The organism is Bifidobacterium pseudolongum subsp. globosum, from assembly GCF_004155535.1.
GTDB lineage: Bacteria > Actinomycetota > Actinomycetes > Actinomycetales > Bifidobacteriaceae > Bifidobacterium > Bifidobacterium pseudolongum_C.
The window spans coordinates 193,188-217,360 of the sequence record NZ_RYUH01000014.1 but is presented as its reverse complement, the minus strand read 5'-3'; the positions used below and the strand labels follow the sequence as shown (position 1 = coordinate 217,360).

The window sequence follows — 24,173 nt, the reverse complement described above, 5'->3', positions numbered from 1 at the left end:
GATATGGGGCAATGGGCCGCCACGGCTGTGGCGGCCCATTGCCCCGGGCATCCGCCACCGAAGAGAAGAAAGTTTTCATCATGGTACAGATTCTGGTAAACGACATCATCCCGATCATCGTCATCATGGCGTTGGGATATGTCTGCGGCAAGCTCAGCTATTTCGACGACGATCAGCGACAGGGCCTCAACAAGGTCGTGCTCAACATCGCATTGCCGGCCGCATTGTTCATCTCCATCGTCAAGGCGACCCGTGAGGAGCTCGCCCAGGACACCACGCTTACGATTCTTGGATTTGTGGGCATCATCGTCATGTTCATGCTCAGCTACTACCTGTGCCGCCTCTTGTTCAAGCACAGCATCCAGGAAGCGGCCGTGTGCGCGTTGATCGCCGGATCCCCGACGATCGGCTTCCTCGGCTTCGCAGTGCTTGATCCTATCTATGGCGACACCGTGAGCACCAACCTCGTCATCGCGATCATCTCGATCGTGGTGAACGCCGTGACCATCCCGATCGGCATGTATCTCATCAACCTCGGTCAGGCCAAGGACCGCGCCAAGCTGTCGGCTGCCGCCACCACGACCGCCAAGGGCGAAGTGACGGTCAAGGCACCGAAGGCCGACGTGGCCGTCGATCCGTCCAAGGACGCGTCGAAGGACAAGAACGCCGAGGTCATGGTCTCCAAGTCCTCCAACATGGGCAAGAAGAAGAACAGCAACCTCGCCGCGCTCGTCAACGCTTTGAAGCAGCCGGTCTGCTGGGCCCCGCTGCTCGCCATCGTGCTCGTGCTCATCGGCGTGCGTGTGCCTGATCAGGTCGCCCCGACCTTCGACCTGATCGCCAAGGCAAACTCCGGCGTGGCCGTGCTCGCCGCTGGCCTGGCGCTTTCGACCGTCAAGTTCTCGCTCGGCTGGGAGACGATCTGGAACACCTTCTACCGCCTGATCCTGACCCCTGCCGCGTTCCTCGGCATCGGTCTGCTGTGCGGCATGGGCCACGATGTCAACAAGCTCTCCATGCTTGTCATGGCCGTCGCCCTTCCGCCGGCGTTCTCGGGCATCATCATCTCCAGCCGTTACAACATCTACGTCAAGGAAGGCGCCTCCACCACCGCGGTCTCGACCGTTGTGTTCGCCGTCACCTGCCTGCTGTGGATCTGGCTTGTGCCGCTGTGCGTCCACTGATAGTGCGCTAAACGGCATCCATCATCTTGGGGCTCCCCGCCACGTTGGCGGGGAGCCTTTTTTGTGCTGGGAACCTCTTTGCTACGGGTAGTGCTTCTATTGCTACGGGTAGTGCTCTGCCAATTTCTGCATCACTAAAAACATTGGTTTTCAACGATTGTACGTGGTTGTTCCCCAAGGAGGCACTACCCGTAGCAGAAAGAACACTACCCGTAGCGATGAGGCTGATACGTACGCTGAATTCGCCGTTTATGCCATCGCCATGGACGTGGATGTCGATGCTCAGCCACCAACAGCCATATCACCCACGATTGATGGCACTCGGTGTCTAGGCTCAGTCATCTACGTCCATCTCAAGCCACTGCGATGGACTCTCGTGGCTGACCTTAGACACCTACAGCTGTGCAGAGCAATGCCGGCGACAAACCATGACTGACCTTAGACACGTACAGCCATCCCAAGGTATTGGCATCGACTGGAATGCAAATGGGGGTCGAATCGCTTCGGCCCCCATTTACGGATGTCATGAAGGACGGTCTCGCAGCCGTCCGCGGGCGTTATCCAAAGATGAGTAGCAGTGCCCGTTGATGCTTTCATCATATCAGGTACCATGGTTGTTTACCTGAAAGAGGTATGTAGCAGTGCCTTTGACGGTCGCTTTGACAACTGTTGGAGTGCCAGTGCCGCATGCCGAACGCGGTGCGCGGCTGTCACGGGAGGTATCTACCGTGGGTAGGCATTCTCGCAGCCACCAATCGGATGATTCCGGAGCGGCGATAATCGCAGTGATTGCAATCCTTGCCACGAGGATTGGCGAACCTCTTGCTTTCGCTGGCATATTGTTAGCGTTGGCCGCGATTTTCGTTCGCCGGATCATCCGGTAAGCAAGGGCCCGTCCAGATTAGCTGGACGGGCCTTTGCTTGCATCAGTAGATGCATGGAGCATTGTTGTTGATAGTGGCTACTTGTAGTGGGTTGCATGGTCAACGGAAGGCGGCATTGCCGTGGCTAATCCTTATGGCCGTATATATGAATGGTGCCTGTGCATCACCACGAATGCACAGGCACCATTCATATATAGAGAGTCAGTCAGGCTGACAGATCAGTCGGTCGTCGGGGCGGCCACAAGGTCCGCCTTGACGCCGTCGTTGCCGCCGATGACACCCCTGGACTGCAGGTCGGCAATCTGATCGTCGGTGTAGCCGAGGGACTTGAGAATCTCCTCGTTGTTCTCGCCAAGCTTCGGCGCGCGCTTGTAGTCAGGCGCGTAGTTGCTCAGCGTGAACGGCATGCCGATCGTCTTGAACTTGCCACGGGCATCGCCCTGGTCGATCGTGATGAGCGTGCCGTCCTCGTTGAGGTCCGGATCGTTCTCGAGCTCGTTCCAATCGAGCACCGGGCCCACCGGGACGCCCTTCGCGCCGAGTTCCTTGGTCAGCGTGTACTTGTCGTACTGCATGGTGTACTGCTCAACGCGCTTGTACACTTCCTGCTTGTGCTCGTCGCGTGCGTTCGGCGTGCTGAACTTCGGGTCGGTGAGCCAATCCTGGAAGCCCATCGCGTTGCAGAAGTTCTCGAAGCCCTTCTGCGACTGCTGAATCACGATGTACACGTAGGCGTTCGGGTCGGTCTCCCAGCCCTTCGCGCGGTAGCACCAGCCCAGCACCAGACCGCCTTCGGCGTTGGCCGCGCGCGGAATCGCCTTGCCGAACTTGTAGCCCGGGTAGCAGTCGTAGTACGACAGCTGATGCAGGTGGTCGAGGATGAGCTGGTCACGCAGCTTGATACGGCACAGGTTGAGCACCGCGTTCTGCATGGACTGGTAGACGAAGACGCCTTCGCCCGTGCGTTCGCGCTGCAGCAGTGCGGTCAGGATGCCGATGAGCAGGTGCATGCCGGTGTTCGAATCGCCGAGTGCCGCGCCGGACTGGGTCGGGATGTTCTTGTCGCCTTCCCACCAGCCGGTCGTCGAGGCCGCGCCGCCTGCGCACTGCGCGACAGGCTCGAAGGCCTTGACGTGCTCGAAGCGGCTGCCCTGATTGAAGCCCTTCAGCGAGGCCATGATCAGCTTCGGGTTGATCTTGTGCACTTCGTCCCAGCCGAAGCCGAGCTTTTCGACGTCGCCGGGGCCGATATTCTCAACGAAGACGTCAGCGTCCTTGAGCAGATCGGTGAGGATCTTCTTGCCTTCGGGATCCTTCATGTCGAGGGTGATGGACTTCTTGTTGGCATTAAGCTGCAGGAAGTACAGCGAATAGGAACCGTCGACGTCGTTCATCTCGTTACGGGTCGGGTCGCCGCCCTTGACCTTCTCGAGCTTGATGACCTCGGCGCCCATCCAAGCCAGCATCTGAGTGCAGGAAGGACCAGACTGCACCTGCGTCCAATCAATCACCTTGATGCCCGCGAGTGGAGCGGTGTTAGTAGCGTCAGCCATATGAACTCCTTAATATAGATATATAGCCAATTAGCTTCAATATACGCAGGTCAATCCGAGGTCCCAAGTGATTTAAGCTACTGGACAGAACTATTCAGCTGGACGCCAACAATGCGGTATGCGCACGCCGGATCATGCACACAGGGAGCTGCGGAAAACAAAAGACCGGGAATCTTTCGATTCCCGGTCTGTGTTAGTAGCGGGGCATGGATTTGAACCATGGACCTCTGGGTTATGAGCCCAGCGAGCTACCGAGCTGCTCCACCCCGCGCCGGCTGTTTTGAACAGCTCTATTAAACATACTCAGATGCGCGGCTATGTCAATACTCGGCGTGTCGCGCCATATTCCATCATTCGGTCCGCGCAGTGAACACTCGCCGGGCGCTCGTCAGACGCGCGCCGATAATGAAGAGCATGCCTATCAAGATTCCCGGCGGTCTGCCCGCGCGCGCGATCCTCGACTCCGAGCGCATCTTCGCGCTCGAAAAGCCCGAGGCGGAGCGTCAGCGCGTGCGCCCGCTCAAGATGGTGATCCTCAACCTCATGCCCAAGAAGATCGAGACCGAGACGCAGCTGCTGCGCCTGATCTCGAAGTCCCCGCTGCAGGTGGAGATCGACTTCATGAAGACGAGCACGCACGAATCGACGCACGTGAGCGCCGATCATCTCGTGAAGTTCTATGAACCGCTTGAGTCGTTCGCGGACAATTATTATGACGGCCTGATCGTGACCGGCGCGCCTGTGGAACATCTATCGTTCGAGCACGTGGACTATTGGGACGAGTTCCGGCGCATCCTCGATTGGGCGTCGAGCCACGTCTTCTCCACGATATACCTGTGCTGGGGCGCGATGGGTGCACTGCACCACCGCTACGGCGTGAACAAGGTCGATCTGGCAGAGAAGCTGTTTGGTGTGTTCCCGCAGTTCCTGCAGGACGAATACTGCTTCCTCACCAATGGCTTCGACGAGATTGCGCTGCAGCCGCATTCGCGTGTCGCCGGCGTCGACGAGCGCGACCTCGCGGCGCGCCCCGAGCTGCAGGTGCTGACGTGGGGCCCGGAATCCGGCCCCGGCCTGATTTCGACGCGCGATTTCAGCGAGGTGTTCGCGCTCGGTCATTGGGAGTACGGCAAATATACGCTTGCAGAAGAATACGAGCGTGATATGAAGCGCGGACTGACAAATGTGCCGTTTCCGCGCAATTACTTCCCGCACGACGACCCGTCGATCGCACCGCTGTTCTCGTGGCGTGCGCACGCGAATCTGCTGTGGCGCAACTGGCTCAACTGGGTGTACCAGATGACGCCGTACGACCTGACCGAAGTGCCGGACCTGCGCGCGCAGGGCAAGCTCGGCACCGACCACGTGGTGCGCCACGAACCCTGCCCGCCGCGCGAGGATGGATTCCGGCCCTTCCTTGAAGACGGCTACGGGCTCATCGTCCGCTAGGAGCGGCGATACGCTAGACGTTGCGCCAATGTCCACTGGCGAGCCAATAATCACGTTGCGACGAGTTCTGAAGGAACTGTGAAGACGAGAAGATGAACGACGCGCCGAATGGTGCAGTCGCAGGACGCTTGTGCGCCTTGGGAAGAAATCTTGCCGTCACATTCACGGAACAACTTGGATTAGACTAACAGCAGAACACTCGGATTCAGGAGGCATGAATGGTTGATGTATTCGCCGCGGGCGCAGCCACGCTTGCAGAGGCATCGATGGAAATGCCAAGCATTGAAGACTTTCTTCCCCCGGAGATCCTGTTTGAAGGTACCCCGTTCGCCATCAACCGCATCATCTTTGTGCGTATCCTTGCCACAATCATTATGTTGTTGGTGCTTGGTATCACCGCGGCGCGCGCGAAGTTGATTCCGGGACGCTGGCAGGGCGCAGTGGAATGGGTCATCGATTTTGTGAAGAACGACATCGTGTATCAGGTGATGGGCGAAGTGCGCGGTAAGCGCTACGTGCCGATGATCACCACTGTGTTCCTCACGTTGCTTGTGTTCAACCTGTGCGGTGAGATTCCCGGCATGAACATCGCAGCGAGTGCGACGATTACCTTGCCGCTTGTATTCGCTATGTGGTGCTTCGTGCAGTATTGGATTGCGGGCATCCGCGAGAAGGGCCTCGGCCATTTCTTGCGCGACGAGCTCTTCCCGAAGGGTGTGCCGTGGCCGATTTACATTCTGCTGAGCCCGATCCAGCTGCTTGAGCTGCTGGTGATCCGCCCGTTCTCGTTGACGATTCGACTGTTCGCCAACATGGTTTCGGGCCATTTGATTCTTGCGCTGTGCCTTTCGGCCACGCAGTATTTCCTCATTGACGTGGTGAACAAAGTCATGATGCCGTTCGGCGTTGTCACATTTGCGGCGGGTCTGTTCATGTACCTGTTCGAGGTGCTTGTGGCATGCCTGCAGGCCTACATCTTCGCGATTCTGACCACCGCGTACATCAACATGAGCTATCCGGAGATCGACTGACCGCCGGCCAATAACAAATGTGTTGCCACAAGGCAATAACCAGAAAGGAAACAACCATGGATATCGTTACCCTCGCTGAGGTTGCGGGCAACCTGAACGTCGTCGGCTATGGTCTCGCAGCCATTGGTCCTGGCATCGGTCTGGGCATCCTGATCGGCAAGACGATTGAAAGCACGGCGCGTCAGCCTGAACTCGGCGGCCGTCTGCAGACGCTGATGTTCCTCGGTCTCGCATTCGTCGAGGTTCTGGCACTGCTCGGCTTCGTCGCCGCGTTCATCTTCCAGTGATCGAACGGATCTGAGACACGAAGCAATTCCAACCAGGACATGAAAGGAGGAGGGCATCATGGTGACCATGGCCGCCGAAGGCGTTGATTTGTTCATCCCCAAGGTCTATGACATCGTGTGGTCGCTGATCATCCTGTTGATCGTGGCCGCGTTCTTCTACAAGTTCTTCCTGCCGAAGTTCCAGTCCATATTCGATGAACGTGCCGCGAAGATCGAGGGTGGCATCGCCAAGGCGGAGCAGGCCCAGAAAGACGCGGACGAAGCGAAGAAGAAGTATCAGGCCCAGTTGAGCACCGCCCGTGTGGAGGCTTCCAAGATTCGTGACGATGCGCGCGCTGAGGCATCGCACATCATCGCTGACGCGCGTTCGCGCGCCGAGACTGAGGCCGCGCAGATTACGGCAAACGCCCAGCGTTCGCTCGAATCGCAGCAGCAGAAGGCCATGGTGAGTCTCAAGGGTGAAGTCGGCACGTTGGCGACTTCGCTCGCTGAGAAGATTCTTGGTTCCGAACTCAAAGACAGCGCCGTGCAGTCGGAGATGATTGATCAAATGATCGCCGACATGGAACAGGGCGAGAATAAGTAGCGCCAATCCGCAAGGAAGGGAGGTGACCAGATGCGAGGAGAGGCATCACGAGTAGCTGATCGCGAATCACGTGATTCGTTTGCCGCAAAACTGCGCGCATCCGGTGACGACGCCTGGCAGATCGGTGACGAACTGTTCGGCATCACCTGCACGCTCGACCACAATCCGCGTTTGCAGCGCGCGCTGACCGACCCCGGCCGGCCCGTCGCAGACAAGGTGAAACTGCTCAACGAGCTCATCGGCGGCAAGGTGCAGCCGATGACGATGGAGATCATGACCGATCTCGTTTCGCGCAGCTGGAGCCGTGCGTACGACATCGACAATGCCACCGAGGATTTTGCGGTGGATGCGATGATGTACCAGGCAGACAAAGACGGGGCGACGCTGCAAGTGTCCATCGAGCTCGCTCGGTTGCAATCCGCGCTGCTCAATCTGCCGGTCGTCCGTGCGGATCTGTCCAACGCGGACAGCCCGATCGAGGCACGGTACAACCTGCTGCACGCGCTCATCGGCAATGAGGACTTCAACAAGATCACGGTCAGGCTCGCCGCGCACAGCACGCGCAATCCGCGCAACCGCCGCTATCTTGAGACGATCCAGTGGCTCATCAACAAATTCTCCCGTCATATGGGCGAATCGATGGTCACCGTCACCACCGCCGCGCCGCTGACCGAAGCCCAATCCGACCGTCTTGCGCAGATCTACACGAAGAAGGTCGGACGCCCGGTGCACATCCACTCCGTCGTCGACGAGACGGTGATGGGCGGCATGCGCATCCAGGTGGGCGACGAGGTCACCGACAACACGGTGATCGCGCAGTTGCAGAATCTGAAGCGCAAGGCGAAAGCCGGAACCAACGACTGACGCCGCAGCGCGTCATGCAGGCCTGCGCCACGCGCGGACTGCAAGCGAATGTATACACAACACTAAGGAGTGATCATGGCAGAATTGACCATTGATCCCGCCACGATACGCAAGGCGCTCGATGACTTCGTCGATTCGTACAAGCCATCGGACACGCCGACCCAGGAAGTGGGCCACGTCGCCACCGCAGGTGACGGCATTGCGCACGTGACGGGGCTGCCTGGTTGCATGGCCAACGAGCTGCTGACCTTCGAGGACGGCACCCTTGGCCTGGCGTTCAATCTGGACGCCCGGGAGATCGGCGTGGTTATCCTCGGCGATTTCGTCGGCATCGAAGAAGGGCAGGAAGTCCGGCGCACCGGCGAGGTGCTCTCGGTGCCGGTCGGCGACGGCTTCCTGGGCCGTGTGGTCGACCCACTGGGCAAACCCATCGACGGCTTGGGCGAGATCAAGAGCGAAGGACGCCGCATCCTTGAGGCGCAGGCACCCGATGTGATGCACCGCCACCCTGTGGATGAGCCCATGTCCACGGGCCTCAAGGCAATCGACGCGATGACGCCGATCGGCCGCGGCCAGCGCCAGCTCATCATCGGCGACCGCCAGACGGGCAAGACCGCCATCGCGATCGACACGATCATCAACCAGAAGACGAACTGGGAGTCGGGCGATCCGAAGAAGCAGGTGCGCTGCATCTATGTGGCCATCGGCCAGAAGGGCTCCACCATCGCCGCGGTCAAGCAGAGCCTCGAAGAGGCCGGCGCCATGGAATACACCACGATCGTGGCCTCCCCGGCGTCCGATTCCGCGGGCTTCAAGTACATCGCCCCGTACACCGGTTCGGCCATCGGCCAGCACTGGATGTACCACGGCAAAGACGTGCTCATCGTGTTCGACGACCTGTCCAAGCAGGCCGAAGCGTACCGTTCGATCTCGCTGCTGCTGCGCCGCCCGCCGGGGCGTGAAGCGTACCCGGGCGATGTCTTCTACCTGCATTCGCGCCTGCTGGAACGCTGCGCGCGTGTCTCCGACGATCTTGGCGGCGGTTCGATGACCGGCCTGCCGATCGTCGAGACGAAGGCGAACGACGTCTCCGCGTACATCCCGACCAACGTGATCTCAATCACCGACGGCCAGATCTTCCTGCAGTCCGACCTGTTCAACGCCGGCCAGCGCCCCGCAGTGGACGTCGGCATCTCGGTCTCCCGAGTCGGCGGCGCCGCGCAGACGAAGGCACTGAAGAAGGTCTCCGGCACGCTGAAGATCTCGCTGGCACGGTACCGCTCACTCGAATCCTTCGCCATGTTCGCGTCCGATCTGGATGCGGCGTCGAAGGCCCAGCTCAACCGAGGTGCGCGTCTGACCGAGCTGCTCAAGCAGCCGCAGTTCTCGCCGTACTCGATGGAGCAGGAGGTCGTTTCGGTGTGGGCCGGCACCAACGGCAAGCTCGACGATCTGGAGATCGCCGACGTGCTGCCGTTCGAACGCGGTTTGCTCGAATACGTGAGCAGCAACACCGACATCCTCAAGACCATTCGCGACACCGGTGATTTCACCAAGGAGACCGAAGCGGCCCTCGACAAGGCCGTGGACGCCTTCCGTGAGACGTACGTCACCAAGGCCGGCAAGCCGCTCGTCGACAAGAAGCCGGTGCCGAAGGGCGCCACGCCGGTCGACCAAGAGCAGATCAAGGCCCAGGGCCGCAAGGCACAGGCGGCCAAGAGCGCAGAAAAGAAGTAACCTATGGCATCGCAACTCGCATTAAAAAGCAGAATCGCCTCCACGGGTTCATTGGAGAAGATCTTCAACGCCCAGGAGATGATCGCGGCTTCGCACATCGCGCAGGCCCGTGAGGTCGCGCTCAACGCGAAGCCATACACTGATGCGATTTTCGATGCCGTCCAGACACTGGTATCTCACTCCCATATCGCGCATCCGATCGTCAGCAAGGAAGGCGACAACCCGCGTGTTGCCGTGCTCGCCCTGACGGCGGACCGCGGTATGGCCGGCGCGTACACTTCGTCGATCATTCGCGAGACCGAAGATCTGCTCAACCGACTGGAGGGGGCAGGCAAGGAGCCGGAACTGTTCGTCTATGGGCGCCGCGGTGTGTCGTACTACAAGTACCGCAACCGCCCCATGGCGCAGACGTGGGAAGGCGATACCGAGAAGCCTGGCGTCGAAGTCGCAGACGCAATCTCACGCGCCCTGCTGGAGGCGTACATGAAATCCGCCGAAAAGGGCGGTGTCAGTGAGCTCTACATTGTGTACACCGAGTTCATCAACATGGTCGTGCAGAAAGTGCGCGTGTTGCGCATGCTGCCCGTGGAGATCATCGAGTCCGACGACCACCATGCGGGCGGTCCGGACACGGTGGAGTCGCAGCACGTCATGCCGCTGTACTCGTTTGAGCCGAGCCTTGATGAGGTGCTCGATGCGGTGCTGCCGAGGTACGTGCGTTCGCGCATTCACGAATGCCTGCTGGAAGCCGCGGCTTCCGAAGTGGCCTGCCGGCAGAATGCCATGCATACAGCAACAGAGAACGCACGTGATCTGATCAACGACCTGACCCGCAAGCTCAACGCTTCGCGTCAGGCGTCGATCACTCAGGAACTTACCGAAATCATCGGCAGCGCCGATGCGTTGAACAAAAAGGAAGAGTAGGAACGCGAAATGGCTGAGAATCAGACTACAGCGACTTCCGACGAGGCTGTCGAGCCCATCGTTGGTCACGTGACGCGTATCCAGGGATCGGTCATCGACGTGGAGTTCCCTGTCGGTCACATGCCGGATATCTACAATGCGTTGACCGTGGAGATCAACCAGATGGGCCAGCAGGAGGAAGGCGAGCAGAGCCACGTCACCATCATGCTGGAGGTCGAGCAGCACATGGGCGATTCGACCGCCCGCTGCGTGGCGCTCAAGTCGACCGACGGCCTGGTTCGTGGCGCCGCGGTGCACGACACCGGCGGCCCGATCGAAGTGCCGGTCGGCGATGTGACCAAGGGCCATGTGTTCGACGTGGCCGGCCACATCCTCAACAAGAAGCCCGACGAGAAGATCGTGATCAAGGAGCGTTGGCCCATCCATCGCAATCCGCCGGCGTTCGACCAGCTCGAATCGAAGACACAGATGTTCGAAACGGGCATCAAGGTCATCGATCTGCTCACCCCGTACGTGCAGGGCGGCAAGATCGGTCTGTTTGGCGGCGCAGGCGTGGGCAAGACCGTGCTCATCCAAGAGATGATCCAGCGCGTGGCGCAGAACCATGGCGGCGTCTCCGTGTTCGCCGGCGTCGGCGAACGCACGCGTGAAGGCAACGACCTCATCGGCGAAATGGACGAGGCGGGCGTGCTCGAGAAGACCGCGCTTGTGTTCGGCCAGATGGACGAACAGCCGGGCACCCGTCTGCGCGTGCCGCTGACCGCGTTGACGATGGCCGAATACTTCCGCGACGTGGAGAATCAGGACGTGCTGTTGTTCATCGACAACATCTTCCGCTTCACGCAGGCCGGTTCCGAGGTCTCCACGCTGCTGGGCCGCATGCCTTCCGCCGTGGGCTACCAGCCGAACCTCGCCGACGAGATGGGTTCGCTTCAGGAGCGCATCACCTCGACGCGCGGCCATTCGATCACTTCGCTGCAGGCGATTTACGTGCCTGCCGACGATTACACCGACCCGGCCCCGGCCACGACCTTCGCCCACTTGGACGCGACGACCGAGCTTTCGCGTGACATCGCGTCGAAGGGCATCTACCCGGCCGTCGACCCGCTGGCCTCCACCTCGCGCATCCTCGACCCGCGCTATGTGGGCCAGGCGCACTACGACTGCGCGAACCGCGTGAAGGCGATCCTGCAACGCAACAAGGAACTGCAGGACATCATCGCCCTCATCGGCATCGACGAGCTCGGCGAGGAAGACAAGACGATCGTCAACCGCGCCCGCAAGATCGAGCAGTTCCTCGGCCAGAACTTCTACGTGGCCGAGAAGTTCACCGGCGTGCCCGGCTCGTATGTGCCCGCGGAAGAGACGATCGAGGCGTTCACGCGCATCTGCGACGGTGTGTACGACAACGTGCCCGAGCAGGCGTTCTCCGGCATCGGCGGCATCGACGACCTCGAGAAGAAGTGGCACAAGATGCAGAAGGAATACGGTGACTGATCATGGCCGGCACAACGATGGACGTGAACATCGTCTCCGCTGAGTACCCCATCTGGAGCGGCACGGCGAAGGCGGTGCTCGTGCCCGCCTATGCGGGCGGGCTCGGTATTCTGCCCGGCCACGAACCGGTGCTTTCGGTCATTCAGGAAGGCCCGCTCGTCGTCACCGAACCGAACGGCGCGAAGCATTCGTTCGAAGTGACCGACGGGTTCATCTCGTTCGACTCGAACAAGCTGACCGTGGTCGTGGAGCAGGGGCGGCCGATGCAGAACATTCCGATTGACGAAACCGGCATCCAGTGACACGCACACCGCGGCACGCATGATGCGAGGCGGCCGTTGGATTCCACGTGGAATCCAACGGCCGCCTTTTGCATGTGCGGCTTTTCCACTATGGTGGTGCCTCATGCGAATCATTGTTGCCGACTGCAGCGCCGAATACACCGGCCGGCTGCAAGCCACACTCCCCATGGCACGCCGCGTGCTGCTGATCAAAGCGGACAACAGTCTGCTCATCTTCTCGGAACTCGGCTCGTACAAGCCGCTCAACTGGATGGCGTCGCCGTGCACGATCACTGACATCACGCCCGACTACGCCGACGACGACCCCGCCACCGAGATGCCGCAGAAGGTGATCCGCGCGGCCGCCGCCAAATCCACCGACATCCTCGAAGTGACGCTACAGCACATCTACTCCGACGAGACGTACGACCTGGGGGAGGATCCGGGCCTGATCAAAGACGGTGTGGAGGACCACCTGCAGCGCTACCTCGCCGAGCAGATCGAGCGCATCGGCGAAGGCGCCACTCTCGTGCGCCGCGAATACCCGACGGCGATCGGACCGGTCGACATCATGGCGGTCGACGGCAGCGGCGTGCATGTGGCGATCGAGATCAAACGCCACGGCGGCATCGACGGCGTCGAACAGCTCACGCGCTACTGCGAACTGCTCAACCGCGACCCGCTCATTGCCCCGGTGCGTGGCATCTTCGCCGCCCAGACGATTACACCGCAGGCGCGTACGCTCGCCACGGACCGTGGTTTCGAATGCCTGCTGCTGGATTATGACGACATGCGCGGCGTAGAAGACGGCTCCCTGCGCCTGTTCTGACAGACGCAGGGAGCCGGTAGGGAGCGGATTGGTTCCGATCAGTACTTCGCGAGGATGTCGACCACGAAGACGAGCGTCGAATTGGCCGGAATCTCACCCTGCTCCTTGTCGCCGTAGCCGAGGTCCGGCGGCACGACGAGCAGCACCTGGGAGCCGACCTTCTTGCCGCGCAGGCCTTCGGTCCAGCCTTGGATCACGCCACCGTTGAGCGTGGCAGTGAAGGTGTCGTTGCGGTCCCACGACGAATCGAACTGCTTGCCGTCGAGCAGCCAGCCGGTGTACTTGACCACAGCGGCGTAGGTGCTGTCGGTGATCTCCGGGCCATTGCCCTCGATGAGCGTCTGCGCCACGAGCTTGTCGCTGCCCTTGTAGCCGTTCATGTCGATCGACGGCTTGCCGTCGGTGGCCGTGGTGACCTTCGGCAGGTCGGCCGGCACGTCCTTGACCTTCTTGCCCTCGGCCTTCTCGAGATCCTTCGACTGCGAGACCGGCGTGGCCACGAGCAGGTAGTTCTGGTCGTCACCGCTGCCATCGTTGATGCCGACGCCGAACGTGGTATTGAGCTTCTTGCCGCGCAGCGCGTAGTTCGCGATCTGCGAGAGCGTGGCGCTTTCGGCGCTGCCCGGCTCGTCGGACTCATTGAACACGAGCGAGCAATCCGGCACATTGGTGTCCCATGTGGTGGCGACCTCTTCGCCGGTCTTGAGGCTGTACTGCGTCAGCTGCATGCACAGGCGGTCGCCGTTCTTGAGCGTCTCGCCATCGCCTTCCTGCAGGATGGCGGTCGCGTTGTTTTCCACCGAGAGCGGAGTCTTGAACGAGATTTCCGGCTTCTTGCCCGGCGTGCCCTTGACTGTCACGCCGGTGAGCTGCGGCAGTTTCTGCGAACCGGCAGAGGTTTTCTCATCATCGCCGCCGCACGCCGCAAGCGAAATACACATCGCGGCGGTGCACACAGCCGCGGCGGCGCGCGTGAGAACAGTTACTATGGAAGAAGAAGTTGAATGCATAGCCATAACAGTATCGTCCCGGCATGATTTGTGCGCACCGCCATGCCGCGGATCGGCACCGGACCGACTTTGTAGAATGGGACACGTGATGACAGACCAAGAGGCGCAGGAACAGCCACGCAAATACACCAAGCCGACGCGGCGCGCATGGATCATGCGTGGCATCGTCACCCCCATCTTCGGATTGCTCGCCGTGGCATGCGTCGTGTTCGGCGTACTGAATGCAACGGTTTGGAAGCCCAGCCGCAACATCACCGCCACCGCGCAGGCGCATGGCACGCAATATGTCGTCATCGACCCGGGCGTGCTCGACCTCGTCGATACGGCCGTCACCGTCAGCGCGGACAACGGCGAAACCGCGTCGTCAAACGGCGCCGAAGCCGGCACAGATGCGTCAGAAGATTCACAAAATCAGCAAACTTCGCAAGACCAACAGGCCCAAACCGAACCGCAGGTGTGCATGGCGGTCGGGTCGGCGAAAGATGTGTCCGGGTGGCTCGCCGGCGAACCATACGTGCGCGTGACCGGCCTGAGCACATGGCAGGCCCTCTCCACGAGCGAAGAGCAAGCCAAGGGCACCGCCTCAGCGTCGCAGAACCAGGTCGCGTTCGCGGATTCAGACATGTGGTCGCAGGTCGAATGTGGCGGCACATCCGCATCCATGCACTTGAACAGCGCACAGCCGGCGCAGGTCATGCTCATCGACTTCGGCACCAAGACCCCGAACGCGGACCTCAGCATGCACTGGGTGCGCCAACGCGTGCCCGACTTCGCACTGCCGTGGTATTTCGGCGGCGGCCTGTGCGCCGTGCTCGCGGTGCTCTCGGCATCCGTCTTCGCGATGGAGCCACACACCCGCCGCAAGAAGCAGGCGGAGTCCGCGCAAGCCAGGCCCAAGTCGGCGAAACCCGCCGATGAGCCGACGATCGGCGCGGCGCTCGCCGGCACGTTCGCGGCGCTCAAGCCGCGCCCGAAGAAGAAGGCGGCGGCGAAGGGCTCGGGTCGCCATGGCCGCCATGCCGGCGCCGCCGAAGACGAGTCCGCGCAGCAGGGCGCTCCCACCGTGGTCGACCCCGGTGCGCGCAACATCGTGGCCGAGCATGCGAACCGCAACGCCGGCGACGAGACGGCGGAGCACGGCGCCGAGGGCGAGACGACGTCGGTCATCTCGGCCGACGAACTGCAGGCATACTTCGCGCGCCTCGCGCAGGAAGTGGGCGTCGAGCCAGCGGCAGAAGACGCAGCTGAAACCACCGCAGAACCCGCTGATGCCGAGGTGGTCGAAACCGAGACGGCCGTGGTTGAGGAACAGCCCAGTGCGGACCAGTCCGAGGGCAAGGAGAACGAGTGATGAAACGTAGTCCACTGGCTGTTGCAGCCGCGGTGATCGCATTGGGCATGACTGTCTCGCTGGCGGCGTGCGAAGGTCAGATTCCCACCGTCAGTGCGCCGACCGAATCCGCAAGCGCGAACCCCGACCTGACCGAAGACCAGGAGCAGGAGATGCGCGAGGCGCTGCTCAAGACGATCGAGGATTGCAACGAACAGAAGAACCCGGCGAACCTTGGGCAGGCGATGTCGGGCCCCGAACTGGAGATCCGCACGAGCGAACTGCAGGTGGCGCAGAAAACCGGCAAGCTCGACCCCAAGACGACGATTCCCACCGACATCACGCAGACCGTGATCCCCACCGACAACGGCTGGCCGCGCAGCGTGTTCTCGATCACCACGACCACCGAAGACCAGCAGTCCAAGCGCCTGCTCGTCTTCACGCAGGGCGACGCGCGCGAAAACTACAAACTGTGGGGTGTGGCCCGCCTGTTCCAAGGCGTGGAGATGCCCAAGTTCACCGTGCCGAGCATCGGCTCGCAGATGGGGCACCCCACCGACGAGAACCTGGTGATGACGCCCGAACAGGCCGTGCAGCGCTACGCGGACGTGCTGCAGAACGGCACGAAGAGCCAATACGCGGGCGATTTCGCCGACGATTACTTCAGGCAGGACCTGCAGAACCTTTCGCAGACAGTGCAGCAGGGCATGGAACGCAACAAGGGGTCGCAGGAGCAGACGTTCACGCCGGTGGACGGCCAGATGCAGATCATGCGTTCCTCCGAAGGCGGCGATCTGGTCGTGGCGCAGATCAATTCGGTGTGGACACGCACCGCGGGCGAAGGGCGTGAGTCCCTGCCCGCCTCGGACTCGGAGCGCGCGCTGTTCGGCGACGGCAAGGCCACGAGTACGATGAAAGTGACGTACGTGAACGTGATCGCCATGTACATCCCGCCGGCCAAATCGGGCGCGCAGATCACCACGGTGGGCGCCGAACGCCAGCCGGTCAAGGTGGAGGCCGTCTGAGCCACGCCGGCTTAGCGGGCCGGCCAGTAGACTTGAGGCACATGTGCAATCAGGCGGCGAACGCTTCGCCGCGCAGAAAAGAGGCAATATGGCAGACAAGGAATTCAAGCCGGGCATCTCGCTCGCGGGCGCGGTCGATCTGACGGCGCTCCAGCACCAGGTCAAGGCGGAGCCGGGGCAGGCCGGGGGAGCGCCGGCCGCCGGCGGCTATGTGATCGACGTCTCCGAAAACAACTTCGAGTCGATGGTGCAATCCTCGACCACCTTCCCGATCGTGCTGCTCATGTGGGTGCCGACCGATGACCGCCTGTTCCCCATGGCTCAGGCGCTTGGCGATGCCATCGACTCGATGAACGGCCAACTGCAGCTCGCGCGCATCGACGTGGCGAAGGATCCGGCGATCGCCCAGGCCTTCGGCGTGCAGGGCGCACCGGCGCTGTTCGCGCTGATCGGCGGCCGCCCCATGCCGATCCTGCAGGGCGTGCCTTCCAACGAAGAGCTCACGCAGATCACCTCGCAGGTGCTGCCGCAGCTCGTGCAGGTGGCTGCGCAGGCCGGTGTGACCGGTACGGCGCCGTACATCGAGCCTTCGGCCGGCGATGCCTCCGCGCAACAGACGGAACCGCAAGTGCCGGCCGCGCACGCCGAAGCGCACCGCTTGGCGCAGTCCGGCGACTACGCCGGCGCCGCCGCAGCTTATGAGCAGGTGATTGAGGCGGACCTGTCCGACACACTCGCCCAGCGTGAGCGCGCCAAGGCGCTGCTGCTCGCGCGTTCCGCGAACGCGGACGTGCGCGAAGTGCGCGAGGCCGCCGCGGCGAATCCCGACGATGTGCAGGCGCAGCTCGCGGTCGCCGACGTGGACATGATCGGCGGGCAGATCCAGGACGCGTTCAGCCGTCTGCTCGACTTCGCCGGCACGCACCGCGCCGACCTCGAGCCGGTGCGCCAGCGCCTGCTCGAGTATTTCCTCATCCCCGAGCCGTCCGACGAGCGTCTGGCCGCCGCACGCCGCCGCCTCGCCACCCTCATGTACTGATGTACTGACTCCCCTCTTTGCTACGGGTAGTGCTTCCCCTGCTACGGGTAGTGCGTTTTTATCGAAAAACGTTATATTTGTAGGCGTTTTACACTACCCGTAGCAAAGAGGACACTACCTGTAGCAAAACAGGGTGGCCCACACCAATCATTCGAAGGTGTAGGTTCATTCGAGGGTGTTGGTGCCGAAGACCTGCTGGAACTGCGGTCCGGTTTCGCGTAATTCACACTCGAATTCGTCTTTCCACTGATTGAACGGGCGCCACGAGAGGCTGTCGTTGCTGAAGCGCGACTGGTCGGTGATTTCGGTGATGCAGAAGCGCGGGATGATCAGATTCGTGACCGGCGTGCTGCGCTCCGCCTCGGCGATGACGAGCGGGGCGTTCGCGCCGCCGAACACGTCGATGTTCCATCCGTCTGCGCCGATCCACACACTTGTGCGGTTCTTGATGATGAGGTCGCCGCCGCGCAGCATGATCTCCGCGGCCACGCGCGAATCGATGCTGCGTTGCGCCTCGTACCGCGTGCCGCCGCGCGAGGGGCCTTTGACGGTGAGCGTGGCTTCGCGGAAATCGTCGCGGTACCGTTCGAGCACCGCCTTCGGGTCGAGCTGTGCGCTCATCGGCACGCGCACCGCGCGCGTCTGCAGCCGTATGCGCAGCGCATAGTCGTCTTCATGCACGAAATAGCTTTGCACGATCAGCGCGGGGGCGTCGCCATCGTCGAATTCGTCCGGCAGTTCGCGGCAGAAGAACCGGCGTGCGAACTGAAAGTCGCTTGTGCCGCCGATATCGCCCAATCCACCCATATCCATTGCCATAGTCCCAGTGTAATGTCCACGGCGAAAAGCGTTGCCAGCCGTGCGCGGAGTGAACACGACGCACCATGCACGTCCGCCGGTCGTGTAAAGTAGGGCAGTGGTGCGGGCTCGTAGCTCAGTGGATAGAGCGTTCGCCTCCGGAGCGAAAGGTCGTGGGTTCGAATCCCATCGAGCCCACCAGTCTTCTTTCGTTTCATTTCCTTAAGCATTCATTTCCTTGTGCACGCATTTCCTTGTGCATCCATCTCTCTGTGCACCGTATGTCTCACTTCTTCCGCTACGGGTAGTGCTTCTCTCGCTACGGGTAGTTCTTCCGCGGTCATATTTCACATACAATCATTGGAAAGTGGCGGTTTATAGTGAAGGCATCCCCGAAAAAGCACTACCCGTAGCAATGGAGGTACTACCCGTAGCGGAGAGTTGACCACAACGTGGCCGATGCCACTTGCGCGCAACAATTCGGACCGTACAATGCCGACTGCATGAGCCTTACGAAAGGAACCGCTATGTACGAAAATCTCCAGGCGATCGCCACGACGGAGGCGCCGGCCGCGCTCGGCGCATACAGCCAGGCCGTGAAGGCGAACGGCTTCGTGTTCGTCTCGGGCCAGCTCGGCATCGACCCGGCCACCGGCGAGCTTGACGGTGTGACCGCCGCCGAACAGGCCGGCCGTGCGCTCAAGAACATCAAGCATATCCTCGACGCCGCCGGCTGCGGCTTCGAACACGTGTGCCGCGCCACGATCTATCTGCGCAATGTGGAGGATTTCGCCGACGTGGACGCCGTGTACGCCAAGGCGTTCACCGCCACGGTCAAGCCTGCGCGCGTGGCGTTCGGCAACAACATGATTCCCAAGGGCGCACTCGTCGAAATCGACGTGATCGCCGTGAGCCCCGAATCGGAGTGATCGCGCGCCACCGGCGGCCGTCCGCGACTGCGGACGGACGCCGGTTTCTGTCTGCTCTCCCGCTAGACTTGTCTGCATGAGTCCAGAAGCATTAAGTGACCTGATATACGGCGTTGCCCAAGAGCTTGTTGCAAGCGGCAAAGCCGGCAATCTGACCGCCGACCAAATCCCCGAACCAGCCAAGTTCGCTGTGATGCGCCCCAAGGACCGCGCGCACGGCGACTGGGCGTCGAACGCCGCCATGCAACTCGCCAAGAAGGCCGGCATGAAGCCGCGAGAGCTCGCCGAAGCGTTCCAGACGCTGATGAACGACGCCGATGGCATCGCGTGCGTGGAAGTCGCAGGCCCCGGCTTCATCAACATCACCCTTGACTCCGCCTCCGCCGCCGCCGTGGTGGACCAGGTGCTCGCCGATGGCGCGAACTTTGGTAAGAACGAGCACCTGAGCGGCAAAACGCTCAATCTTGAATTCGTCTCCGCCAATCCGACCGGCCCGATCCACATCGGCGGCACGCGCTGGGCCGCCGTCGGTGACTCGATGGCCCGCGTGCTCGAGGCGAACGGCGCCGAAGTCGTGCGCGAATACTATTTCAACGACCACGGCGAGCAGATCAACCGCTTCGCCAAGTCGCTCGTCGCGGCCGCCCACGATGAGCCGACGCCGGTCGACGGCTACAAGGGCGCCTACATCGACGAGATCGCGCGCCGGGTGATCGCCGAGGCGAACGCCGACGGCATCGACATCCTCAATCTGCCGCGTGTCGACGGCGGCACCGACGAGAAGGGCGAGCCGCTCGGCGAAGGCGACTCCGCGCAGCGCGAGGAGTTCCGCAAGCGCGCCGTGCCGATGATGTTCGATGAGATCCGCCATTCGATGCAGGAATTCCGCGTCAAGTTCGACGTCTGGTTCCACGAGAACAGCCTGTACGAAGACGGCGAGGTCGAGAAGGCGATCGACGACCTGCGCGCACGCGGCGACATCTACGAAAAAGACGGCGCCACGTGGTTCGAGTCGACGAAGCACGGCGACGACAAAGACCGCGTCATCATCAAATCCGACGGCAACTACGCGTACTTCGCCGCCGACATCGCCTACTACCGCAACAAGCGCCACCGCAAGGACCACCCGGCGGACGTGGCGATCTACATGCTCGGCGCCGACCACCACGGCTACATCGGCCGCATGATGGCCATGTGCGCCGCGTTCGGCGACAAGCCCGGCGAGAACATGCAGATCCTCATCGGCCAGCTCGTCAACGTCATGAAGGACGGCAAGGCCGTGCGCATGAGCAAGCGCGCCGGCAACGTCGTCACGATCGACGACCTCAACGACGCGATCGGCGTCGACGCGTCGCGGTATTCGCTCGCCCGCACCGACTACAACTCGCCGGTAGACATTGACCTCGACCTGCTCGCCTCGCACTCCAACGACAACCCGGTCTACTACGTGCAGTACGCGCACGCGCGTTCCTGCAACGTGGACCGCAACGCCGCCGCCGCGAACATCACGCGCGAAGACGCCGACCTGTCGCTCCTCGACACCGAGGCCGACGGCGAGGTGCTCGCACTGCTCGCGCAATGGCCCGCCGCGCTCGCGCAGGCCGGCGACATGCGCGCCCCGCACCGTGTCGCGCACTATCTGGAAGACCTGGCCGCCGCCTACCACAAGTGGTACAACGTGGAGCGCGTCGTGCCCGTGGCACTCACCGAACCCGAAGAGCGCGCCGATGAGGCGACCCGCGAAGCCACGCGCATCGCCAAATGCCCGGAGCCCGCACGCTCCGCCGCGCGCTTGCGCCTCAACGACGCCGTGCAGACCGTCATCGCCGCAGGACTCGACCTGCTCGGCGTGACCGCGCCGGACAAGATGTGAGCGCAGGCAAGAGAGCAAGGGAGAGGAACACCATGGGCATCACCCCGATCTGGCCCGAGGCCGCCGCGCGCGACGCACAGGGCGCCATCGCCTTCCACAGCATCACCGCCGAACAACTGCTCAACGACTTCGGCTCGCCGCTCTACGTGCTCGACCTCGACGAAGTGCGTGCGCGCGCCCGGTGCTTCGCCGCGGCCGCCGCGCACGCGTTCAGCACGACGACGACGCACGTGAGCTACGCCGGCAAGGCGTTCCTCTCCAAGGAGATGGCGCGCATCGTCACCGAAGCGGGGCTCTACGTGGACACCTGCACGATGGGGGAGATGCGCATCGCGCTCGCCGCCGGCGTGCCGGGGCGCCGCCTTGTGCTGCACGGCAACAACAAGTCGGACGCGGAGATCGAGCTCGCGATCACCGAAGGCTTCGCGAAGATCGTGGTCGACGAGCCGGACGAACCGGCGCGCATCGCCGCGATCGCGCGCCGTCTGGGCAAGCGCGCGCGGGTCATGCTGCGCGTCACGACCGGCATCCACGCCGGTGGCCACGAGTTCATCTCGACCGCGCACGAGGACCAGAAATTCGGCATCGCGCTGCTGCCGGCGGGCGCGGACACGACGATCGTGGACGGTATCAGCTCGCTCGAAAACGTCTCGCCGGCCGCCGCGAACGCGATTGTCGCCGAGACGCGCGCGCAGGAGGACGGCAAGGAGCTACGCCACGACATCCGCTACCCGTACGACCTCAACGCCGCAAGCGTGACCGAAGGCGACAAGATGCTCGCCGCCGCCATGGAACTCGTGGCGAACGGGCCGGCCGTGGCGGTGCTGCGCGAGATCGCCAAGTACAACAGCGAACTCGAGCTTGTGGGCATCCACTCGCACATCGGATCGAACATCCACGACGCCGACGCGTTCATCCACGCCGCGCGCCGCATGATGCTGCTGCGCAAGACGTTCTACGCCACCAACGGCTACACGCTGCCCGAAGTGGATCTGGGAGGCGGCTATTCGGTGGCCTATACCGACGGCGAGGATTCGATGGACATCGAGCAGGAACTCGACCGTCTGGCCGCGGCGGTGGCACAGACGAACCGCCTGCTCGGCATGCCGATGCCGGTCATCTCGTTCGAACCGGGCCGTTGGATCGTGGCGCCGGCCGGTGTGACGCTCTATCGCGTGGGCACCGTCAAGACGGTTGAACTCAGCGGCGACACCACAGACGCCGATGGCGCGCCCGTCACCGAGCGCACGTACGTCTCGGTCGACGGCGGCATGAGCGACAACATCCGCCCTGCGCTATACGGCGCGGATTACACGGCGGTCGTGGCGAACCGCGATTCGCACGGTGACACACGACTCTCGCGCGTCGTCGGCATGCACTGCGAGTCGGGAGACATCGTGGTGAAGAACGCGCAACTGCCGAGCGACATTCGCCGCGGTGATGTGCTCGCCGTGCCGGTGACCGGCGCGTATGGCCGCACGATGGCGAGCAATTACAACCAGGCGCTCATTCCGGCGGTCGTCGGCGTCGATTCGACCGGCGCGCATCTGATGATGCGCCGGCAGACCGTGGAGGATCTGCTCGACCTCGATGTGAGCGAGTGACCTCACCAAGCAGATCAGTTATGGACGGGCGGCGCGCATCCTCGCGCGTTGCCCGTACAATGAGCAGCAGCATCAACCGCCGCACGAAAGGAACGGACAGTGGCAGAGAACAACGCACCGATTCGAGTGGGCCTGCTGGGGGCAGGGACCGTCGGCTCGCAGACCGCACGTCTGCTCGTGGAGCAGAAGGACGAGCTCGCGCAGCGCATCGGGCGCCCGATCGAACTGTCCGGCGTGGCGTGCCTCGACCCGGAGGAAGTCGATTTTCCGTGGATCGAGAAGTCGCTGCTGACTTCCGACACGATGTCCGTCGTCAAGAACGCGGACATCGTCGTCGAGCTGATCGGCGGCACGGGCGTGGCCCGCACGTTCGTGCTTGAGGCGATGAAGAACGGCGCGTCCGTCGTGACCGCCAACAAGGCGCTGCTCGCCAAGTACGGCCCGGAACTGTACAAGACGGCCGAAGACAACAACGTCGACATCTACTTCGAAGCGGCCGTGGGCGGCGCGATCCCGATCGTGCGCCCCTTGCGCGAATCGCTCGTCGGCGACCAGGTCAAGGACATGCTCGGCATCGTCAACGGCACCACGAACTACATCCTCGACGAGATGACCACGAAGGGCCTCGATTTCGACGTGGCGCTCAAGGACGCGCAGGCCAAGGGCTACGCCGAGGCCGACCCGACCGGCGACATCGAAGGCTACGACGCAGCCAACAAGGCCGCGATCATGGCCACGCTCGGCTTCCACACGAACGTCGGCATCGACGACGTGACCGTTGAGGGCATCACGCGCATCACCGCGGACGACATCGCCGCGGCCACCGCCGAAGGGCGTGTCATCAAGCTGCTCGCCGTCGTCGACAAGACCGACGATGGCGTCTCCGCGCGCGTCTACCCGGCCCTCATCAAGCAGGAGCACCCGCTCGCCTCGGTGCGCGGCTCGTTCAACGCCGTGTTCCTGCGCGCCGAGTACGCCGACGACCTGATGTTCTACGGCCGCGGCGCCGGCGGTGCACCGACCGCCTCCGCCGTCGTGGGCGACATCGTGACCGTCGCGCGGCACATCGCCGCCGGCTGCACCGGCCCGGCGATCCGCATGTACAACGACTATCCGATCGCGCCGCTGAGCGCGTCGAAGGCCGCGTTCGCCGTGCGCTTCCTGATCCACGACAACCCCGGCGTGCTCGCCAAGATCTCCGCCGTTTTCGCGAAGAACGGCGTCTCGATCAACGGCGTGAACCAGGACCTCAAGCCCACGCTCAAGGACCCGGGCTACGACGGCGAGATCCAGCAGCTGCGCCTCGTGACGCACATGACCGACGAGAACACGCTGCGCGCCACCGTGGCCGAGGTCTGCGAACTCGACTGCGTGACCGGCGAGCCGTCGATCCTGCGCGTGCTCGACTGACCGCGCAGCCGCCCGCCGGCGATTGACCCAATCACAGACTGACTAGTAA

General features: G+C 62.5%; 21 protein-coding genes and 2 tRNA genes. 19 read left to right on the top strand and 4 right to left on the bottom strand.

The window, feature by feature from the left end:
- The first annotated feature begins 80 nt into the window (after positions 1-80).
- Complete coding sequence (locus PG2093B_RS07810) at positions 81-1,184, top strand: AEC family transporter (RefSeq protein ID WP_129898001.1); 1,104 nt, start codon at positions 81-83, stop codon at positions 1,182-1,184.
- A gap of 1,102 nt (positions 1,185-2,286) precedes the next feature.
- Here PG2093B_RS07810 and frc read toward each other — a convergent pair.
- Together frc and PG2093B_RS07800 are read right to left on the bottom strand one after the other, a co-directional pair.
- Positions 2,287-3,621, bottom strand: a complete 1,335-nt coding sequence (gene frc / locus PG2093B_RS07805) for a formyl-CoA transferase (RefSeq protein WP_129898000.1) — start codon at positions 3,619-3,621, stop codon at positions 2,287-2,289.
- Positions 3,622-3,818: 197 nt separating this feature from the next.
- A tRNA-Met gene (locus tag PG2093B_RS07800) sits at positions 3,819-3,892 on the bottom strand.
- A gap of 143 nt (positions 3,893-4,035) precedes the next feature.
- Between PG2093B_RS07800 and PG2093B_RS07795 the strand changes: the two genes are divergently transcribed.
- The 10 genes from PG2093B_RS07795 (at position 4,036) to nucS (ending at position 13,106) form a co-directional block, all read left to right on the top strand.
- Complete coding sequence (locus PG2093B_RS07795; RefSeq protein ID WP_129897999.1) at positions 4,036-5,070, top strand: homoserine O-succinyltransferase; 1,035 nt, start codon at positions 4,036-4,038, stop codon at positions 5,068-5,070.
- Positions 5,071-5,288: 218 nt separating this feature from the next.
- Positions 5,289-6,101, top strand: coding sequence for a F0F1 ATP synthase subunit A (gene atpB, locus PG2093B_RS07790; protein ID WP_129897998.1), 813 nt, complete (start codon positions 5,289-5,291; stop codon positions 6,099-6,101).
- A 56-nt stretch (positions 6,102-6,157) separates the two neighbouring features.
- Positions 6,158-6,388, top strand: coding sequence for an ATP synthase F0 subunit C (gene atpE / locus PG2093B_RS07785; RefSeq protein ID WP_004219171.1), 231 nt, complete (start codon positions 6,158-6,160; stop codon positions 6,386-6,388).
- Between the two features lie 61 nt (positions 6,389-6,449).
- A complete protein-coding gene (locus tag PG2093B_RS07780; protein WP_207215011.1) occupies positions 6,450-6,974 on the top strand; it encodes a F0F1 ATP synthase subunit B in 525 nt (174 codons plus the stop codon).
- A gap of 30 nt (positions 6,975-7,004) precedes the next feature.
- Positions 7,005-7,838, top strand: a complete 834-nt coding sequence (locus PG2093B_RS07775; protein WP_129897996.1) for a F0F1 ATP synthase subunit delta — start codon at positions 7,005-7,007, stop codon at positions 7,836-7,838.
- A 75-nt stretch (positions 7,839-7,913) separates the two neighbouring features.
- Positions 7,914-9,575, top strand: coding sequence for a F0F1 ATP synthase subunit alpha (gene atpA, locus PG2093B_RS07770; RefSeq protein WP_129897995.1), 1,662 nt, complete (start codon positions 7,914-7,916; stop codon positions 9,573-9,575).
- A 3-nt stretch (positions 9,576-9,578) separates the two neighbouring features.
- Entirely contained in the window at positions 9,579-10,499 is a 921-nt protein-coding gene (locus tag PG2093B_RS07765) for a F0F1 ATP synthase subunit gamma (protein WP_101399734.1), read from the top strand.
- 9 nt (positions 10,500-10,508) lie between these two features.
- Positions 10,509-11,996 (top strand): F0F1 ATP synthase subunit beta, encoded by a 1,488-nt coding sequence (gene atpD / locus PG2093B_RS07760; RefSeq protein ID WP_026643838.1) that lies wholly within the window; start codon positions 10,509-10,511, stop codon positions 11,994-11,996.
- A 2-nt stretch (positions 11,997-11,998) separates the two neighbouring features.
- On the top strand, positions 11,999-12,298 hold the full coding sequence (locus PG2093B_RS07755; protein WP_129897994.1) for a F0F1 ATP synthase subunit epsilon: 300 nt from the start codon (positions 11,999-12,001) through the stop codon (positions 12,296-12,298).
- 103 nt (positions 12,299-12,401) lie between these two features.
- Positions 12,402-13,106, top strand: coding sequence for an endonuclease NucS (nucS, locus tag PG2093B_RS07750; protein ID WP_129897993.1), 705 nt, complete (start codon positions 12,402-12,404; stop codon positions 13,104-13,106).
- 38 nt (positions 13,107-13,144) lie between these two features.
- Here nucS and PG2093B_RS07745 read toward each other — a convergent pair whose 3' ends face one another.
- Positions 13,145-14,122 (bottom strand): FKBP-type peptidyl-prolyl cis-trans isomerase, encoded by a 978-nt coding sequence (locus PG2093B_RS07745; protein ID WP_242502868.1) that lies wholly within the window; start codon positions 14,120-14,122, stop codon positions 13,145-13,147.
- 82 nt (positions 14,123-14,204) lie between these two features.
- Between PG2093B_RS07745 and PG2093B_RS07740 the strand changes: the two genes are divergently transcribed.
- The 3 genes from PG2093B_RS07740 to PG2093B_RS07730 all read left to right on the top strand — a co-directional run bounded on the left by PG2093B_RS07740 (position 14,205) and on the right by PG2093B_RS07730 (position 17,510).
- Positions 14,205-15,467: a GTPase gene (locus PG2093B_RS07740; RefSeq protein ID WP_129898045.1), complete on the top strand. Its 1,263-nt coding sequence runs from the start codon at positions 14,205-14,207 to the stop codon at positions 15,465-15,467.
- Entirely contained in the window at positions 15,467-16,471 is a 1,005-nt protein-coding gene (locus tag PG2093B_RS07735) for a hypothetical protein (RefSeq protein WP_022858942.1), read from the top strand. The genes PG2093B_RS07740 and PG2093B_RS07735 overlap by 1 nt, the downstream gene beginning before the upstream one ends.
- An 88-nt stretch (positions 16,472-16,559) precedes the next feature.
- Complete coding sequence (locus tag PG2093B_RS07730) at positions 16,560-17,510, top strand: tetratricopeptide repeat protein (RefSeq protein ID WP_129897992.1); 951 nt, start codon at positions 16,560-16,562, stop codon at positions 17,508-17,510.
- A gap of 165 nt (positions 17,511-17,675) precedes the next feature.
- On the opposite strand, the gene PG2093B_RS07725 is transcribed toward PG2093B_RS07730, so the two are convergent.
- The gene (locus PG2093B_RS07725; RefSeq protein ID WP_129897991.1) at positions 17,676-18,329 is read right to left on the bottom strand and encodes a hypothetical protein; all 654 of its coding nucleotides are present in this window, start codon (positions 18,327-18,329) and stop codon (positions 17,676-17,678) included.
- A gap of 104 nt (positions 18,330-18,433) precedes the next feature.
- Between PG2093B_RS07725 and PG2093B_RS07720 the strand changes: the two genes are divergently transcribed.
- The 5 genes from PG2093B_RS07720 to PG2093B_RS07700 all read left to right on the top strand — a co-directional run bounded on the left by PG2093B_RS07720 (position 18,434) and on the right by PG2093B_RS07700 (position 24,124).
- Positions 18,434-18,509, top strand: a tRNA-Arg gene (locus PG2093B_RS07720).
- Between the two features lie 326 nt (positions 18,510-18,835).
- A complete protein-coding gene (locus PG2093B_RS07715) occupies positions 18,836-19,237 on the top strand; it encodes a Rid family detoxifying hydrolase (protein ID WP_129897990.1) in 402 nt (133 codons plus the stop codon).
- A gap of 76 nt (positions 19,238-19,313) precedes the next feature.
- Positions 19,314-21,110: an arginine--tRNA ligase gene (argS, locus tag PG2093B_RS07710; protein ID WP_129897989.1), complete on the top strand. Its 1,797-nt coding sequence runs from the start codon at positions 19,314-19,316 to the stop codon at positions 21,108-21,110.
- 32 nt (positions 21,111-21,142) lie between these two features.
- A complete protein-coding gene (locus PG2093B_RS07705; RefSeq protein WP_129897988.1) occupies positions 21,143-22,714 on the top strand; it encodes a diaminopimelate decarboxylase family protein in 1,572 nt (523 codons plus the stop codon).
- 99 nt (positions 22,715-22,813) lie between these two features.
- Entirely contained in the window at positions 22,814-24,124 is a 1,311-nt protein-coding gene (locus tag PG2093B_RS07700; protein ID WP_101429739.1) for a homoserine dehydrogenase, read from the top strand.
- The last annotated feature ends 49 nt before the right edge of the window (positions 24,125-24,173 follow it).

Bases quoted from the DNA above. Each gene is read 5' to 3' on its own strand.
- PG2093B_RS07810 (WP_129898001.1), top strand. From the start codon at position 81: ATGGTACAGATTCTGGTAAACGACATCATCCCGATCATCGTCATCATG.
- frc (WP_129898000.1), bottom strand. From the start codon at position 3,621: ATGGCTGACGCTACTAACACCGCTCCACTCGCGGGCATCAAGGTGATT.
- PG2093B_RS07795 (WP_129897999.1), top strand. From the start codon at position 4,036: ATGCCTATCAAGATTCCCGGCGGTCTGCCCGCGCGCGCGATCCTCGAC.
- atpB (WP_129897998.1), top strand. From the start codon at position 5,289: ATGGTTGATGTATTCGCCGCGGGCGCAGCCACGCTTGCAGAGGCATCG.
- atpE (WP_004219171.1), top strand. From the start codon at position 6,158: ATGGATATCGTTACCCTCGCTGAGGTTGCGGGCAACCTGAACGTCGTC.
- PG2093B_RS07775 (WP_129897996.1), top strand. From the start codon at position 7,005: ATGCGAGGAGAGGCATCACGAGTAGCTGATCGCGAATCACGTGATTCG.
- atpA (WP_129897995.1), top strand. From the start codon at position 7,914: ATGGCAGAATTGACCATTGATCCCGCCACGATACGCAAGGCGCTCGAT.
- PG2093B_RS07765 (WP_101399734.1), top strand. From the start codon at position 9,579: ATGGCATCGCAACTCGCATTAAAAAGCAGAATCGCCTCCACGGGTTCA.
- atpD (WP_026643838.1), top strand. From the start codon at position 10,509: ATGGCTGAGAATCAGACTACAGCGACTTCCGACGAGGCTGTCGAGCCC.
- PG2093B_RS07755 (WP_129897994.1), top strand. From the start codon at position 11,999: ATGGCCGGCACAACGATGGACGTGAACATCGTCTCCGCTGAGTACCCC.
- nucS (WP_129897993.1), top strand. From the start codon at position 12,402: ATGCGAATCATTGTTGCCGACTGCAGCGCCGAATACACCGGCCGGCTG.
- PG2093B_RS07745 (WP_242502868.1), bottom strand. From the start codon at position 14,122: ATGGCTATGCATTCAACTTCTTCTTCCATAGTAACTGTTCTCACGCGC.
- PG2093B_RS07740 (WP_129898045.1), top strand. From the start codon at position 14,205: ATGACAGACCAAGAGGCGCAGGAACAGCCACGCAAATACACCAAGCCG.
- PG2093B_RS07735 (WP_022858942.1), top strand. From the start codon at position 15,467: ATGAAACGTAGTCCACTGGCTGTTGCAGCCGCGGTGATCGCATTGGGC.
- PG2093B_RS07730 (WP_129897992.1), top strand. From the start codon at position 16,560: ATGGCAGACAAGGAATTCAAGCCGGGCATCTCGCTCGCGGGCGCGGTC.
- PG2093B_RS07725 (WP_129897991.1), bottom strand. From the start codon at position 18,329: ATGGCAATGGATATGGGTGGATTGGGCGATATCGGCGGCACAAGCGAC.
- PG2093B_RS07715 (WP_129897990.1), top strand. From the start codon at position 18,836: ATGTACGAAAATCTCCAGGCGATCGCCACGACGGAGGCGCCGGCCGCG.
- argS (WP_129897989.1), top strand. From the start codon at position 19,314: ATGAGTCCAGAAGCATTAAGTGACCTGATATACGGCGTTGCCCAAGAG.
- PG2093B_RS07705 (WP_129897988.1), top strand. From the start codon at position 21,143: ATGGGCATCACCCCGATCTGGCCCGAGGCCGCCGCGCGCGACGCACAG.